The following is a 14491-nucleotide window of genomic DNA, read 5'->3' on the forward strand; positions in this document are numbered from 1 at the left end:
CGCAGCGGATCAGGTATTGAAGATCAGACAGTTGCTGGTCGCCGACGCCAATAGCTTGCCGGTGCTGCTGGTCAATACCGCTTCGGCGAGCGCGGTCCGCCGACCCAGATGGGTGACGGTGCCGGTGCACCGGACCGGGCCGGTCTCGACACTGATTGCGCCGATGAACCGCACCGCCAGGTCGAGGCTGGTGTATCCAACCCCCGCCGGCAGCTTGCTGTGGACCGCGCAGGCCGCGGCCGAATCCAGCAGCGTGCAGTACATGCCACCGTGTACGGAGCCGATCGGGTTGTAGTGGAACTCGGCCGGCGTCATGGTGAACACCGCGGTTCCTGGCGAGACGGATTCGAGGCGGGCGCCGATGGTGTTCATGACGGGTGGCGGGGGTATCTCGCCGTCGACCATGGCCTGCAGGAACTCCAGACCGCTTCGACCGCGGGCCGCCTCGGCTGCGCTCAGCGGGTCTGCCCACTCGATGGTTCGGGTACGCGTGGCTTGCCTTGTGTCGCAGATCGTTTCACTCATGAGCAGATGCCTTTCGCGGGACGCAGGTACCCCAATATTCGTTGCTGGCTAAACTTTAGTCAAGCCAGCTGTGGCATCGCCTGCGTCACATGGCGCGGTCAGGCGGGCGTCATGGCGGCGCGTTCGAGGTCGAGCAACTGCTCACCGTGCAGTTCCTCGTCGTAGGCTTTGCGGCCGCCGCGCGCTCCGAAAAGGCGCTTGGAGATCACCAGGTACAGCACCGCGGCGATGTTGATGGTCAGGGTGACGACCCGGGTCGTGGTGACGCCCTTGAGCAGGTCGTGGATCTCCAGCGGCAGGAACACCGAGGTAGCCACCACCGCGAAGTACTCACCCCACCGCTTCAACAGCCACAGGCCGACGCCCTCGACCACCTGCAGCACCGCGTAGGCGGCCAGCAGGCAGGTGATCAACGCCAAGGTGGACGGCTTTGCGGCCAACGCCTTTTCCAGCTCGTGTATCGCCGACATCTGGTCGACCTTGAATCCGGCGGCGCGGAATATCGGCAGGTCGCGGTCCAGCGTGGCCTGGATGGCGCCACGGGAACCACGGAACGTCCAGACAGCCCAGGCGGCGAGCCCGAGTATCACGGCTCGCCCAAGTCGTTCGACCGCCAGCACCCGGATGATGATGGCCTGCCGTAACGCCTTGCCGCGCATGATCAGCGGCGCGTCTTCCGGACGCCCGCGGCCATGCGGTTCCCCCAGGGCAAAGTCGCCGCACCGCAGGCAGCGCCATACCTCTCCGAGCTTCGTGTCCGCCCTGAGCCGGTCAGCCAGCGCCTCGTCGTCGGGTGCGTAGGTGGCGTGGCCGGCGACGGCGCAGGTGACCAATTCCCACCGGTTGACGGCGCGGTTCTTCTTCTTGGCCACGTGCGCTCCTTCGGGCGGATTTGACGCCGATCATCAACGCCAGCAGCAAACTACGCAAGGGGACGCGCACAGGCATCAGAATCTGACTGCGCTACGCGGCCCTACGGCCACCGGGCTGACCCTGCCCAGCAATCCGGTCAGATCGGTGACGGGGATTTCGTCCAGGCTCTTGACGGCCTCGATGATTTCACCGCGCAACCCGCGGTCGCTGCACGGTTCGGCGAGCCAGTGAAACTTCTCCACGACCCGGTCCCACGACAGGGGTTGAGTCGGTGATCCCTCGTAGTCGGCCTGGCGATGATGGAGTTCTCGCCCGTCGTGCGTCCTCACCGACACACGGACACCGGTGCGCCCCGGATAGTCGGCCGTCAGGTCGGCAGCCGGTACGACGGCGATCCGGGTCAGCAGGGCCTGGACGTCGTCGCGCCGGACTCGTTCGGTCTCAAGCTGTTCGGGTCCCACGCCACCGTCGAGCAAGGCGACCGCGCTGAGGTACTTCAGGTTGTAGTCGGCCTGTTCCTTGGTCCACGGACGATTCTTGTCGCCAAATGCGCCGCCCCCAGCGATGTCGTAGGCGCTCTGGATCACTTCCAGCGTCACCGCCGCGACGTCATCACCGCGTAGCTGGTGGGCGGTGCGGATTGACAGCAGCGCGTCGATGATCACCTGGCCATGGATCAGGGCGCAGTACTGCTTCAGGTAGGTCTGCTCGGCGACGGTGAGTCGTCGGTTGTCGGGATCGAATTCGATTGTCTGACCGAAGAGTTGAGCCAATCCGTGGGGTCCGTCGATCAGGGTGCGCGGGCCGGTGACGCCCCGGCCGGCCAGCATGGTCGCGTAGACGGCACGCATGCCGGTCATCGCCGGGGAGATGCCCTTCCAGTGGGATACCGGTTCGGCGTGCACCGCCGCCAGCGAGACATTGTCGGCCGCTGAGGCGGCGATCGCGTCGGCCGTCTGGCTCGCATCGAGTCCGAGCAACTTGGCCGATCCCGCCGCCACCGACATCGCTAGTTGCAGTGCATGATTCAGGCCGCGCGCCATGACCGGAACCTGAGTACTGAAGCGGCACTGAACCTCATAGGCCACCGCCAGAGCCAGCAGAAAATCGTTTCCAGTGGCCTGAACATGTTCGGCCACAGCAAGAATCGCGCCGAAATTGTCCGCGGGGTGGCATAGCCCGCCCACAGTGAGGTAGGTATCCAGCAGGTCGGGGTAGCGCACCAGCACCGCATTGAAGAATGCGGCTTGGTCAACCGAAGCGCGACCGCCGCCGACCAAGGTGGCAGTGGGCCGACCGCTGAATTCCTCCGCCTGGGCGCGAATCGCTGGGATGAGTTCGCCGTCCAGCGCGCCGACCGCACAGGCGATGCTGTCGAGCACATTGCGCTTGAGCGCGGCTCTCGCTTGACCCGCCAAGTCCCGATGGTCGGCGCCGGTCACAAAGGCGGCAAGGTCCTCGACGCCATACGTTCGCGCCATAATTTCTCGCCCCTTCGATCGTTGATACCAAAGCGGCAACGATGCGGGGTGCCGAACTATTTCTCTCGTTTCTCTCGTTCGATGGATCCGGGTGCGGGGCGGCCATCGGCCACCTAGGCGTAAACTCGGCATCAGAACATGGGCGCGGTGCTGCTGGCGCCCGAAGGGATTGGTAGACAATGACTTTGCAAACTGAAGGTCTCGCCGCCACACTGCACGCCGCGTTCGACGATGCGGTCGACCAGACCACCGCGGCGCTTGCCGAGCAAGGCTTCGGGGTGCTCACCCGCATCGATGTGAAGGCGACGCTGAAGCAGAAGATCGGCGAAGACATGGAGGACTATCTGATCCTGGGCGCTTGCAACCCGTCGCTCGCGCACCGCGCGCTCGGTGTGGACCGCCAGATCGGGCAGTTGCTGCCCTGCAATGTGGTCGTGCGTTCGGACCCGTCGGCCGGGGACGGTGCGGTAATCGTGGAGGCGATGGATCCACAACTCATGGTCAGGGTCATGGACGAACCGGGCTTGCAGGACGTCGCCGACGAAGCGGGTGCGAAATTGCGTGCCGCCATCGCCGAACTGAGCCGGGCAGCGGGCTAGCCACTCGACACGAGCTTCGCCTCCTTGACCAGACGCTGACCGATCGACCGGATCTGACGAGTGGTGAGAGCGCAAAGCGGGTGTACCCCAAGGATCAGCGCGACTTCGCCCCGGTGATTGAACACGGGAGCGGAGATGGTGACCACGGGTCGCTTGGCGCGACCGGCGTCGTCATCGAAAAGGGCACCACTGGAGATGAATTCGACCATCAGCTGATCCAGGATCTGCCGGACCGTGGCCGGGATTTCGTCACTTTCCAGGGCGCCCATCACCGCCTGCGCCAGCGCCGGCGTGGTGCAGTCGACATCGAAACCCCGCTCCCGGGTTCTGGCCAACACACCTTCCAACCGACGGGAGCGGTCCGCGTCGGTACCTGCGCCACGCCGAATCCATTCGCGTTGCCCGTCGGCCGTATCCCAGGCGGCGTAGGCGACACCGAACGGTGGCGCATACGGGATGCGGTCCCCGGGCAGCCCGGACGGCTCGGTGGCGCCCTTTCCCTCGAATGCGGTGATGATCAAGGAGTCCTCGAACCGCTCGACCACGGAACCGGGGTGGCCGACCGCTTCGGATATCCGAAGCGCCGCGGCACGGGCGGCATGGGCGAGCGGCCGCGCGGCGTCGGTCCGCGCCGCCACCAGGGCGAGCGCCGGGCCGAGGGCGAAGGTCTTTGCAACGGGATCTCGACTGGCCCAGCCGCGGTCACACAGCGTCTTGAGGATCGCGTGCGCGGTCGCCTGGGTCAGTCCCAGTTCACGCACGACGTCCGAGAAGCGCAGCTGGCTACCGCCGCAGCGGGCAAGCAGCTCGATGACGTCGAGTACCCGGGCGGTGGGTGCCGATGTCGCTCCGCGAATGGGTTGACTCCTTTGTGCCGACATTCCTACAGTGATTCCGAGGATTAGAGATCCTATCTCAATTATTCGAGAAATTGGGGCCAGGGTGCGCGCGGTCATATTGCGGGACGACAAGCTGCAAGTCGGGGAGACACCGGATCCCGAACCCGGGCCGGGCGAACTGTTGCTGCGAACACTCAGCACCGCGATCTGCGCATCGGACGTGCATTTCATGGATCACCCGGAGCTCGCAGTCGACGATCCGACGGGCCGATCGCTGTACGACCCGAACCGGGACATCGTGCTCGGTCACGAATTCGTCGGCGAGGTCGTGGCTTTCGGACCCGGTTGCTCGGGTCAGTTCAGCGTCGGGTCGCGCGTGACCGCAATGCCGGTGCGTCTGGTGGACGGCGGCGCGGGCGGGATGCGGATCATCGGCCAACACCCCGAGGCGCAGGGCAGCTTCGCCGAGTTGCTGGTGGTTTCCGAAGTCGCCGCCAAAGCTGTCACCGGCGACGTCTCCTCCGATGCAATCTCGCTGACCGACGCATTCGCCGTCGGGGAGTTCTATGTGCGCTCGGCCCGGCTTGCGCCAGGGGAGGTTCCAATCGTCATCGGCGCGGGCGCCATCGGACTGTCCGCGGTCGCCGCCCTTGCCAGCCGGGGCATCGAACCGATCGTCGTCGCGGACTTCAAGACTGAGCGTCGCGCGCTGGCCCGGGACTTCTTCGGTGCACACATCGAAGTGGACCCCGTGGAATCGTCGGCGATCGATGCGTTTCGGCAGGTCCGCGTCCAGCGCGGTTTGCCCGGTCCCGCAGTGGTTTTCGAATGCGTGGGCGCTGCCGGGCTGATCCAGGAGCTCGTCGAATCCGCCGAATTCGGCACCCGTATCTACTGCGCCGGTGGCTGGTACAGCGGTGACACACTCGACATCACGACGGCGACCCGCCAGGGCGTGACCATCCAGTTCGGTGGCGGGCCACACCCACAGGACTGGTACGGCACACTCGAAGCGATCGCCTCGGGACGACTGGACCCATTGCCCAGCGTGGGCAAAACCATCACCCTCGACGAGGTGCCGGACGCGCTCGAACTCGCGCGCCGATCAGACGGTCCCCCGCGAATCATCGTCCACCCCAACGGAGAATCGACATGACCGACCGCGAAGACCGGCAGGACATCTCCGACCTGCTGGTCCGTTATGCCACCGGCATCGACCGGCGTGATTGGCCGTTGTTCCGCACCGTATTCACCGACGACTGCGAACTGGATTACGGCGAGATCGGCGCGTGGCACGGCATCGACGCTGTCACGGAGTTCATGCAGCTGGCTCACGCGATGGCGGGCCACACGCTGCACCGGCTGAGCAATATCGCCATCACCCTCGACGGAGACCGCGCGGCGGCTCGGACCTACATCGACGGACTGATCATGGCCGCCGACAACAGCGGCGGCGTGAATGCCGCCGGGTTCTACGATGACGACATCGTCCGCACCAGCGCAGGATGGCGAATCGCCAGGCGCCGGTTCACCTCGGTGCGCGTCGTCGCCGTCGGGCAGGAGGGTAAGTGACCTTCGCCTCAAAGTACGGGCCCTGGGCGTTGGTTGCCGGCGCCTCCGACGGCGTGGGGGCGGCGTTTGCGCACGGACTCGCCGAGCGCGGCGTCAATGTGGTCCTGATCGCACGCCGGCAGTCCGTGCTCGAGCAGGTTGCCGCCGAGATCAAGACGGCGACCTCGGTCGAAACACTCGCCTTGGCAATAGATCTTGCGCGTCCGGGAGCTGTCGAGAGCATCGCTGCGGCAACAACGGACCTCGAAATCGGCTTCCTTGTCTACTGCGCCGGGGCCGATCCGAATTTCAAGCCGTTCCTGGCCACTCCGGTCGAGGCCGCGGAGGCCATGGTCCAACGCAATTGCGTGGTGCCGATGCAACTGTGTCACCACTATGCGCCCGCAATGGTCGAACGGCGACGGGGCGGCATCGTGATCTTCGGATCGGGCGCCGGGTTCGCCGGCGGCCCAAACATGGTTGCCTACGCCGCCTCGAAAGCATTCGACATGGTGTTCGCCGAGGCACTGTGGGCCGAACTACACGACAGCGGTGTCGACGTCCTCGGCCTCATCCTGGGCAAGACCAACACCCCGGCCTTGCGTGAACTCGAGTACAGCCGCGGACAGATCGCATCGCCCGACGATGTTCCGCCGGGCGCGGTGCCCGTTGATGACGTCATCGACGAAGCGTTCGCGAATCTCACCAACGGGCCGACCTGGATTGTGGGCGAAGACATTTGCGCCGCGATGCAGTTGCTCGGTTCGCTGACCCGCAACCAGGCCGTCGAACTGATCAGCCAGGCCAGCGCCGCGGCCATGGGTTCCGCCGGGTGATCGGCTACGGCGGTCGGCTCTCGTGGCCGGGCCGGCCGACGGTCCGGCGCTCCTCCTTCATCCTGGCTTCGAGCACGTGTCGAGTGCCGCCCTGCAGTTGCTCTCGTACGCTGCGCTCGTGCTCGCGGAGCGGCGTCCAGTAGTTGTCGTCGAACTCCTCGACGACCTGAAATGTCCACCGGCCGTACAGCACGTTGCGCCCGACCATTTCCGTCTGCAGACGATCGGCCACGGTGTCGTGCCCGGCGTCGCGCAGCTTGTCGCACGCCTGGCCAAGCAGCAGGTCGGCGTGGCCCATCAGCTGATGGAACGAGTACAACTCGCCGCGCGCGCGTTCGACATACTCCAACGCCTCGGAGAGCTGCCCGACCGCCTCGACAGTTGCGTCGTCCAGGTCCGGCATCTCCTTTGATTCGGTCATGAGGTCTTTATGCCCCGGTTTCCGGCGCTTCACGCCTCGCTCACGCCGGAGCTTGCCAGGTGATCAGGACTCGGCCGTACAGCAGCCGATGGATACGCGCGTCGGGCAGCACCGCACGCACGTGGCGACGCAGCTGCGAAAACGTATCCGGCGGAGGCCATTTGATCGGCGCGGTGTGCTCCCACTTGCCTTTGACCCGGTTGACGACGACACACGCCATCGCGGTAGCCAGGTGCCACCAGGCCGTCCGCACCGAAAATCTGACGAAGGTCACCACCGTGAGCGTGCCGCCGGGTGTCACCAGGTCGGCGAGCCGCGCCAGCGCTGCCCGCGTGTCGTCGATGTGGTGCAGGGCGGCGTTTGAGACGACGGCGTCAAAGGGGGGCAATTCGGCGGTCATGACGTCGTCGCGTATCCAGCGAATCTTGGCGTCCGGGAAGCGGGTCCGCGCTCGTTGCAGCACCGGCTCATCCACATCCAGGGCGGTGACCTTTGATATCCGGCGCGCGAGTCGGGCCGCAAGGAAGCCGTCCCCGCATCCGACGTCGAGCAAACTTTGCGCATCGGTTGGGACCAGCGAGTCGACTAGGGCGTTGTAGTGAATGTTGATATTCCACGGTTGATCGGCCGGCATTCCACCCAAGGTAGCCCGAAGGTCACCCAGCTTCCGCGCGATGATGGGATGTACCGGTGACGGTTCATCGGGAAGTGCTGACCATCATCGGCGTGGGCGGAATGGGCCAGGCGATCGCACGCCGGGTGGGGTCGTCCAAGACGCTGCTGCTGGCGGACAACAACGACTCGGTACTGGCCTCCGTCGCCCAATCACTCGCTGCCGACGGGCACGACGTCGAAAGTCAACGGGTGGACGTCGCCTCGCCGGATTCGGTGCATGCGCTCGCCGAATTCGCCGCCTCCCTCGGCAACGTAACGCAATTGGCGCACACCGCCGGACTGTCCCCGGCGCAAGCGTCCGCCGAGGCAATCCTGGCGGTCGACCTGCTCGGCGTCGCGCTGGTGCTGCAGGAGTTCGGCGAGATCATCGCACCCGGCGGCGCGGGCGTGGTGATCGCCAGCATGGCCGGCCATCTGGTGCCGCCATTGACCGCCGAGCAGGAGAAGGCTTTGGCCCACGATCCGCCCGAAGCGCTGCTGACATTGGACTTTGTGAGCAAGCTGACCGACCCCCACTTCGCGTATCCAGTCGCCAAGCAGGCCAACCACATTCGGGTACGGGCAGCCAGCGCACACTGGGGCAGGCGGGGCGCCCGAATCAACTCCATCAGCCCCGGCATCATCTCGACGCCGATGGGACAACAGGAACTCGACTCCCCGGTCGGGGACGGGATGCGAGCGATGATTGCGATGTCCGGCACTGGTCGCATCGGCACTCCCGACGACATCGCCGCCGCGACCGCCTTTCTGCTCGGTCCGGACGCAACATTCATCACCGGCACCGACCTGCTGGTCGACGGCGGGGTGACCGCCGCGCTGAAAGCCGGCAACCGGTGAGAAAGACCGGTCGGGCAAGCGCCCGGTTTCGGCCGCGTATTTCGCTGTTACACCTCGCGGACGTTGAACTCGTGCAACGTCTGGCCCGCCCCCTCGCTGAGCGTGACGTAGCCGCGACCATCGGGGTGGAATGCGATCGCCTCCCCCTGGCGTTCGCTGGTCTCCAAGCCTTCGACGGCCTGCTGGGAGAACGGCGACCAGGAGCTGCTTCCCTGGGCCCGGTCCCACAGCAGGACATCGTCGTAGGTGCGCACGGCCAGCTGCGAGCCATCGGCCGAGAAGTCCGCGCTGGTGACCAGTTGCTCACTGGCATCCGACAGATCCAGCGTGGCGACCTGGGTCAGCGCTCGGCTCGAGCTGCTGCTTCCGGCGCTGCTCCAGCCGCTGTCCGGCGTCGAGTACACCCTCGATACGTCGTCACTGGTCTTCTCGATCAGCAGCATGTTGTGGTTCACCGGGTCGACCGCCAGCGCCTCTGAATTGAGTTTCTCCCCATTGGGATACGTGAGCCGGACCTGCTCGACTCCGGTCAATGTCCCATTCGTCGGACTGCTCGCAGTGCCGGTGACGATCGGCTCGGGAACGCGGTAGATGGTGATGTTGCTGCGTGAGTGGCCGTTGTCGCCTATGTCGCCGACATAAATGTAGGACTTGCCGTCGGCGCCCCTGGCGACCTCGATGTCCTCCCAGTCGTTGGCGGTTGCACCGCTGAGTTTGTAGGTGGCCAGCGTCTGGCCGGTCTCCGCGTCGACCGCGAAGATGCGCGCCGAATCGCCCGAATCGTTGTGCACCCAGTACACATTCGGGTTGTTGATGCCGGCGTCGATACCGGAGATCTCGTCAAGATTGCCGTCGGTGACCTTGCCGCCGCTTGATGCGGTCAGGTGGCCGTCACGCGCTGCGTCAACGGCGTTCGGCCCGGCCGGGTCGGTGGGGTCACCTGGGTCGGGGTTTCCTGGGTCGGGGTTTCCTGGTCCAGGGTTGCCTGGGTCGGTCGGGTTACCCGGGTTGCCCGGTTCGCTGAGTTTGGTCCCCGTCGCCCCGGTGGCGCCATCGCTGCCGGCCAACTGGCCGCCCGAGCCACCGGCGCCGCCCTTGCCCGGGTTCACGCCCGAACCGCCGGTACCGCCGTCGCCGCCGTCGCCCACCAGGCCCGCACTGCCCCCCGCGCCGCCGACACCGCCGACACCCACCGGGCCGGCGCTGCCCCCGGCGCCGCCGGCACCGCCGGTGCCATACAGCGCGCCGCCGTTGCCACCCCGCCCGCCAGCCGGTGCGGGCGCTGCGGCATCAGTCGCCGCGCCGCCCTGCCCGCCCGCGCCGCCGTTACCGATCAGGCCGGCGCTGCCGCCGCTGCCGCCGGCCTGGCCCGCCGCCCCGGACCCACCCTTCCCACCGTTGCCGTACAACAAGCCACCGGCCCCGCCGTTCTGCCCGGTACCGGCAGCTCCGTCGGCGCCGTCGCCGATCAGGGGGCGACCCAACAGCGAGCGGGTGGGGGCATTGATCACATCGAGCGCCGCCTGCTGAAGTGGGTTGACATTCGCCGCCTCCGCCTCGGCGTATCGGCCCGCTCCAGCGGCCACCAGCTGCACAAACTGCTGGTGGAACGCCTGCATCCGCCCGCTCAATGCCTGATATTCGCGGGCGTGGCCGGCAAATAGTGCGGCGAGCGCCACCGAAACCTCATCATGCGCGGCGGCCGCGATTGCGGTCGTCGGCGCCGACGCCATGGTCCCGGCCGCCTGTAGCGCGCTACCGATACCTTCCAACTGCGTCGCTGCGGACGACAACAAATCCGGAACGGTCACCAGATACGACACCGAAAGAACCTCCACCATCCATATAATCAATCGATTGATCGTATGCACAGGACAGCGAGGTCCGGGCCGTTTTCACCGCATTAATCAATCGATTGATAGTTTACTGGCCTTGGGCGTGTGGTTGTCACGGAGATTTTCGGTGTGATGCACCCAGTCCCGGGGGCGAATGCGCCAGGTGCGCCTTGCGTAGTTCAGTTCTGTGTAGGGCCACTGCGTCACGACCCGTCCGCTGGGTGAGCGGAAATAGCTGTTGCACTGGGTCCAGATGCTGCGTTCCAGATCCGCCGAGAGCCGCTCATTGAAGCTGTGCTCGGCTTCCGGACGTACCGTCAGGTACCCACCGCGGCGGGCGATACGCGAGACCGCGCTGGCGACCAGTCGCGCACCCGCCTCGAGGATGTACACGATCGAGTTACCGCCCTGGTTGGTGTTGGGGCCATAAAGCATGAAGAAGTTGGGGAACCCGGCAACGGCTACACCCAGGTAGGCGCTGGGGTCCACACCCCAATGCTCGTGCAGCCGGCGTCCCTCGGCGCCGATAACCTCGATGCCAGACAGATACTGGGACGTCTCGAATCCCGTCGCCAGCACGACGGCGTCGACGTCCACGGCGTCGCCCGACGCGGTGACGACCGACGTCGTCGTGACGCGCGCGATGGGATCGGTGACCAGCGTGACGTTCTCGCGCTGCAACGCCCGGTAGAAATCGTCACCCAGGAGCACCCGTTTGCACCGGAACGGGTAGTCGGGCGTCAGAGCACTCCGCAATTCTTCGTCGGCCACGCTGCGCTGCAGGAACGCGGTGGCGAATTGCGACCGCGCCGCGACCACCGGGTCGTCGGCCATCGTGGCGGTGTTGTCGTGCTGGAACTTCCAGATCTTCCAGCGGGTGTGGCGCACCGCCAGCGGGTTGCGCCGAAATTGCGCCAATTCGGCTGCGGTGTAGGGCCGGTCGTCCTTGGGCACCATCCACGGCGGCGTCCGCTGAAAGACCGTCAGGTGGGCGGCGGTCTGGGCAAGTTCGGGAACGACCTGCACCCCGCTGGCCCCGGTCCCGATCACCGCCACCCGCGCGCCGGTCAGGTCCACGCCGTGGTCCCACTGGGCGGTATGCATCAGGGTGCCGCTGAAGTCCTTGAGCCCCAGGATATCCGGAAGTCGTTGCGCGCCAAATAATCCGACGGCACATACCACAACATCGACCTTGAGCGTCTCGCTGGACGTCCGACGATCCAGTCGCAGCTCCCACTGGCAGGTATCGGCGCACCAGCGGGCGGACCGCACCGCGGTACCCAGCATCAGGTGGCGGCCGAGGTCGAATTCGTCGGCCACTGATTCCAGGTAGGCGAGTATCTCCGGCTGCCGAGCGTAGGTGCGGCTCCAGGACTTGTTGGGCGCGAACGAGAATGAGTACAGGTGACTCTGGATGTCGCAGGCCGCCCCCGGGTAGGTGTTCCGGCGCCAGGTACCTCCTACGCCGTCGTCGGCCTCGATGATGAGCAGGTCGTCGATGCCGGCACGGCGCAATGCGACGGCGGCGCCGAGGCCGCCGAACCCCGCACCGACGATCGCCACCTTGGGCGAGGGCCGACGGCGGGCCGCCGCCCGGATCCGGCCGAGCAGGTACTTCACGGACCGTTCCCACGGTGGCGCACCTCGAGCCCGGTGAAGTCACCGGTGGCCCGCCACGACTGCAGGATGTCGGCGTACTCGGTGGGGCCGCCGAAGAAGAAGCTGCCTTGCCGGGTCTTGGCGTCCGCCTTGCCTTCTCGGTTGTAGTAGCCGGGAGTGCAGGTTTTTGCCCGCTCCGCGGTCGCCGCCGAGCGTTGCACGACCATCTCGACCCATGCCGCTTCGGCGGCCGCCGACGCCTCCACTTCGTCGACATCATGTTGCAGCGCCCACGAGATGATCCACGCCGCGTGGGTGGCCTGGACGTCCAGCAGATAGGGAAAGTTCACCGTCAGTCCGGCTTGGGCGATGCTTTCGATGAAACAGTTCGGAAACCCGTTTGCGCACAATCCTTGAAAGGTGCGCACGCCGTCACGCCAGCGCTCCGTCAGCGTGATCCCGTCGCGCCCGATCAACTCGAAACCGGTGCGGCGGCAGTAGTCGGTGCCCACCTCGAAACCCGTTGCGAAAATCAGGCAATCCAGCTCGTAGGTCTGCCCGTCCACCACCACACCCGCCTCGGTGATCCGCTGCACCCCAAGTCCGCGGGTGTCCACCAGCGTCACGTTGTCGCGGTTGAAGGTTTGCAGATAGTCGTCGTGGAAGCAGGGCCGCTTGCAGAAATAGCCGTACCACGGCTTGAGCGCTTCGGCGGTCGCGCGATCCACCACGATGGCGTCCACGCGGGCCCGAATCTCTTCCATCTTCGCGAAGTCCGCCATCTCGATGTCCCGGGGCCCGTGGCTGACGGAAGCGCCGGCGTCGTGGCGCATAACCGGGAGCTTGCGGGTGATGCTCGTCCATGCGTCGGCGACAAGGTCTTCTTCGGCCTGGCCGCCGGCGGTGAGGATCTGGAAGTTCTGAATGCGCTCCCGCTGCCAGCCGGGTTGTAATGCGTTGGCCCACTGCGGATCTGTCGGGCCGTTGGCGCGGATGTCCACCGAGGACGGGGTGCGCTGAAACACGAACAGATGTTGCGCGGCCGCGCCGAGATGAGGCACGCACTGCACCGCGGTGGCCCCGGTACCGATGATGCCGACCCGCTTGTCGGCCAGGTGCTCCAACCGCTGCCCGGTATAGCCGTAGTCCCACCGGCTGGTGTGGAAGGTGTGTCCTCGAAATTCGGCGATACCCGCTATGCCGGGCAACTTGGGTTTAGCCTGATACCCGTTGGCCATGGTGACGAACTTCGCGCGCATCTCGTCGCCCCGGTTCGTTGTCAGAACCCAGCGGGAATCGCCGGCATCCCAACGAATCTCGTGTACATCGGTGTGCAGGCATGCGTCGCGGTACAGGTCGTAGCGCTCGGCGATGTTGCGACAGTGCGCAAAGATCTCCGCCCCAGTGGCGTATTTGCGGCTGGGGATGTAGCCGAGTTCTTCGAGCAGCGGGATGTATACATAGGACTCGACGTCGCAGGCAATGCCCGGGTACCGGTTCCAGTACCACGTCCCCCCGACATCGGCCGCACGGTCGATCAGCCGAATGCTTTGCACGCCGAGTTCGCGGAGTCGCACACCGGTGAGCAATCCACCGAACCCGGCGCCGACGATCGCGACGTCCACCTCGTCGGTGAGCGGCGCGCGGGTGAATTCGTCGTCAGCCCAGGGGTCGTCGGCGAACCGGGCGAACTCCCCGGCGATCTCCACGTACTGCCCGATGCCGTCGGGACGCAGCCGCCGCGCTCGTTCCTCGGCATACTTGCGCCGCAGCGCGTCCACGTCGAACGCGCGCTCGACGGTCTCGGTCCCCACCGCATCGGTCAAGTCTCGGCCCCACTCTCCGTGCGGCCGACTCTATAATTAATCGCTTGATCGCATCAAGGTGTGCGGTGCCTGGCCGTTACCGAACAGCGCGCCTCGTACCAGTACCTTCGACGCGCTCAACGCGGCCTGGAAGTCCTCCGGCGGCAGCGTGGCTGCCAGTTCGGTCAACCCGTAGATGAGGGCGTAGATCGCCTCGGCGACGGCCTGCGGGTCCACCGCGGCGCCGAGATCGCCCGCGCGACAGGCGTCGTCGACGATGCCGTCGATGATCTCGCGCATCGTCTCAAACGTGCTGCTGTCGTCGCCGCCGGAAGCGACGAGGTTCTCCGCCCGGATTGCCCATTCGAATGCGGCCAGGTCCGGATAGTCCCGCAGCAATCGTCCGCATTCGTCGAGCACCGCTTCGACCCGGTCGACGATGTCACCCGGGCCCTGGGCGGCCTGGCGCAACCGCGGCATGGCGGCTTCGTCCCGCGTCGCGACGGCTGGCGGTGTCGTCGGACCGGGCGGCGGCCGCCCGCAGGCGCGGCAGGACGATCGCCTCGATCTCGTCACCGGTGGCCCTGAACAGCTCGGCCTTGTTCGGAAAGTAGT

At 66.2% G+C, this 14491-nt stretch carries 15 protein-coding genes; 5 read left to right on the forward strand and 10 right to left on the reverse strand.

All coding sequences use genetic code 11. The features are described from left to right. Nucleotides 1-9: 9 nt before the first annotated feature. The 3 genes from A9X01_RS27130 to A9X01_RS27140 all read right to left on the reverse strand — a co-directional run bounded on the left by A9X01_RS27130 (nt 10) and on the right by A9X01_RS27140 (nt 2879). The gene (locus A9X01_RS27130; protein ID WP_065123658.1) at nt 10-525 is read right to left on the reverse strand and encodes a PaaI family thioesterase; all 516 of its coding nucleotides are present in this window, start codon (nt 523-525) and stop codon (nt 10-12) included. Between the two features lie 98 nt (nt 526-623). Next, nucleotides 624-1397 carry a DUF2127 domain-containing protein gene (locus A9X01_RS27135; RefSeq protein ID WP_065123659.1) on the reverse strand — a complete coding sequence of 258 codons (774 nt, stop codon included), beginning with the start codon at nt 1395-1397 and terminating at the stop codon, nt 624-626. A 75-nt stretch (nt 1398-1472) separates the two neighbouring features. Then, a complete protein-coding gene (locus A9X01_RS27140; RefSeq protein ID WP_065123660.1) occupies nt 1473-2879 on the reverse strand; it encodes an MmgE/PrpD family protein in 1407 nt (468 codons plus the stop codon). A gap of 179 nt (nt 2880-3058) precedes the next feature. Here A9X01_RS27140 and A9X01_RS27145 point away from each other — a divergent pair, with 179 nt between their 5' ends. Beyond that, nucleotides 3059-3478, forward strand: a complete 420-nt coding sequence (locus tag A9X01_RS27145; RefSeq protein WP_065123661.1) for a DUF302 domain-containing protein — start codon at nt 3059-3061, stop codon at nt 3476-3478. Here the strand turns inward: A9X01_RS27145 and A9X01_RS27150 are convergent. Further along, nucleotides 3475-4359, reverse strand: coding sequence for a helix-turn-helix domain-containing protein (locus tag A9X01_RS27150; protein ID WP_065123662.1), 885 nt, complete (start codon nt 4357-4359; stop codon nt 3475-3477). The genes A9X01_RS27145 and A9X01_RS27150 overlap by 4 nt on opposite strands. A gap of 61 nt (nt 4360-4420) precedes the next feature. On the opposite strand from A9X01_RS27150, the gene A9X01_RS27155 reads away from it, so the two are divergent. The 3 genes from A9X01_RS27155 to A9X01_RS27165 are packed head-to-tail and all read left to right on the forward strand — an operon-like array spanning nt 4421 to nt 6704. Continuing rightward, on the forward strand, nt 4421-5473 hold the full coding sequence (locus A9X01_RS27155; protein ID WP_065123663.1) for a zinc-binding dehydrogenase: 1053 nt from the start codon (nt 4421-4423) through the stop codon (nt 5471-5473). Continuing rightward, entirely contained in the window at nt 5470-5889 is a 420-nt protein-coding gene (locus A9X01_RS27160; RefSeq protein WP_065123664.1) for a nuclear transport factor 2 family protein, read from the forward strand. The genes A9X01_RS27155 and A9X01_RS27160 overlap by 4 nt, the downstream gene beginning before the upstream one ends. Continuing rightward, nucleotides 5886-6704, forward strand: coding sequence for an SDR family NAD(P)-dependent oxidoreductase (locus A9X01_RS27165; protein ID WP_065123665.1), 819 nt, complete (start codon nt 5886-5888; stop codon nt 6702-6704). Before A9X01_RS27160 ends, A9X01_RS27165 begins: the two co-directional genes overlap by 4 nt. Nucleotides 6705-6708: 4 nt before the next feature. On the opposite strand, the gene A9X01_RS27170 is transcribed toward A9X01_RS27165, so the two are convergent. Then, the gene (locus A9X01_RS27170; protein ID WP_253849422.1) at nt 6709-7125 is read right to left on the reverse strand and encodes a hypothetical protein; all 417 of its coding nucleotides are present in this window, start codon (nt 7123-7125) and stop codon (nt 6709-6711) included. A 40-nt stretch (nt 7126-7165) separates the two neighbouring features. Then, nucleotides 7166-7759 (reverse strand): class I SAM-dependent methyltransferase, encoded by a 594-nt coding sequence (locus A9X01_RS27175; RefSeq protein ID WP_065123666.1) that lies wholly within the window; start codon nt 7757-7759, stop codon nt 7166-7168. Nucleotides 7760-7815: 56 nt separating this feature from the next. Between A9X01_RS27175 and A9X01_RS27180 the strand changes: the two genes are divergently transcribed. Continuing rightward, the gene (locus A9X01_RS27180) at nt 7816-8637 is read left to right on the forward strand and encodes an SDR family oxidoreductase (protein WP_301336971.1); all 822 of its coding nucleotides are present in this window, start codon (nt 7816-7818) and stop codon (nt 8635-8637) included. A gap of 47 nt (nt 8638-8684) precedes the next feature. Here the strand turns inward: A9X01_RS27180 and A9X01_RS27185 are convergent, their stop codons facing one another. The 4 genes from A9X01_RS27185 to A9X01_RS27200 all read right to left on the reverse strand — a co-directional run bounded on the left by A9X01_RS27185 (nt 8685) and on the right by A9X01_RS27200 (nt 14356). Further along, on the reverse strand, nt 8685-10460 hold the full coding sequence (locus tag A9X01_RS27185; protein WP_065123675.1) for a PE family protein: 1776 nt from the start codon (nt 10458-10460) through the stop codon (nt 8685-8687). Nucleotides 10461-10544: 84 nt separating this feature from the next. Next, nucleotides 10545-12092, reverse strand: coding sequence for a flavin-containing monooxygenase (locus tag A9X01_RS27190; RefSeq protein WP_065123667.1), 1548 nt, complete (start codon nt 12090-12092; stop codon nt 10545-10547). Next, nucleotides 12089-13897 carry a flavin-containing monooxygenase gene (locus A9X01_RS27195; protein ID WP_253849424.1) on the reverse strand — a complete coding sequence of 603 codons (1809 nt, stop codon included), beginning with the start codon at nt 13895-13897 and terminating at the stop codon, nt 12089-12091. The genes A9X01_RS27190 and A9X01_RS27195 overlap by 4 nt, the downstream gene beginning before the upstream one ends. Before the next feature lie 36 nt (nt 13898-13933). Beyond that, complete coding sequence (locus A9X01_RS27200) at nt 13934-14356, reverse strand: hypothetical protein (protein ID WP_065123668.1); 423 nt, start codon at nt 14354-14356, stop codon at nt 13934-13936. Nucleotides 14357-14491: the final 135 nt, after the last annotated feature.

It is taken from the genome of Mycobacterium asiaticum, from assembly GCF_001668675.1.
Taxonomy (GTDB): Bacteria; Actinomycetota; Actinomycetes; order Mycobacteriales; family Mycobacteriaceae; genus Mycobacterium; species Mycobacterium asiaticum_D.

What these genes read in the sequence shown, in the direction of transcription:
- A9X01_RS27175 (WP_065123666.1), bottom strand. Translation starts at nt 7,759, where the DNA reads ATGCCGGCCGATCAACCGTGGAATATCAACATTCACTACAACGCCCTA.
- A9X01_RS27130 (WP_065123658.1), bottom strand. Translation starts at nt 525, where the DNA reads ATGAGTGAAACGATCTGCGACACAAGGCAAGCCACGCGTACCCGAACC.
- A9X01_RS27145 (WP_065123661.1), top strand. Translation starts at nt 3,059, where the DNA reads ATGACTTTGCAAACTGAAGGTCTCGCCGCCACACTGCACGCCGCGTTC.
- A9X01_RS27160 (WP_065123664.1), top strand. Translation starts at nt 5,470, where the DNA reads ATGACCGACCGCGAAGACCGGCAGGACATCTCCGACCTGCTGGTCCGT.
- A9X01_RS27200 (WP_065123668.1), bottom strand. Translation starts at nt 14,356, where the DNA reads ATGCCGCGGTTGCGCCAGGCCGCCCAGGGCCCGGGTGACATCGTCGAC.
- A9X01_RS27170 (WP_253849422.1), bottom strand. Translation starts at nt 7,125, where the DNA reads ATGACCGAATCAAAGGAGATGCCGGACCTGGACGACGCAACTGTCGAG.
- A9X01_RS27140 (WP_065123660.1), bottom strand. Translation starts at nt 2,879, where the DNA reads ATGGCGCGAACGTATGGCGTCGAGGACCTTGCCGCCTTTGTGACCGGC.
- A9X01_RS27150 (WP_065123662.1), bottom strand. Translation starts at nt 4,359, where the DNA reads ATGTCGGCACAAAGGAGTCAACCCATTCGCGGAGCGACATCGGCACCC.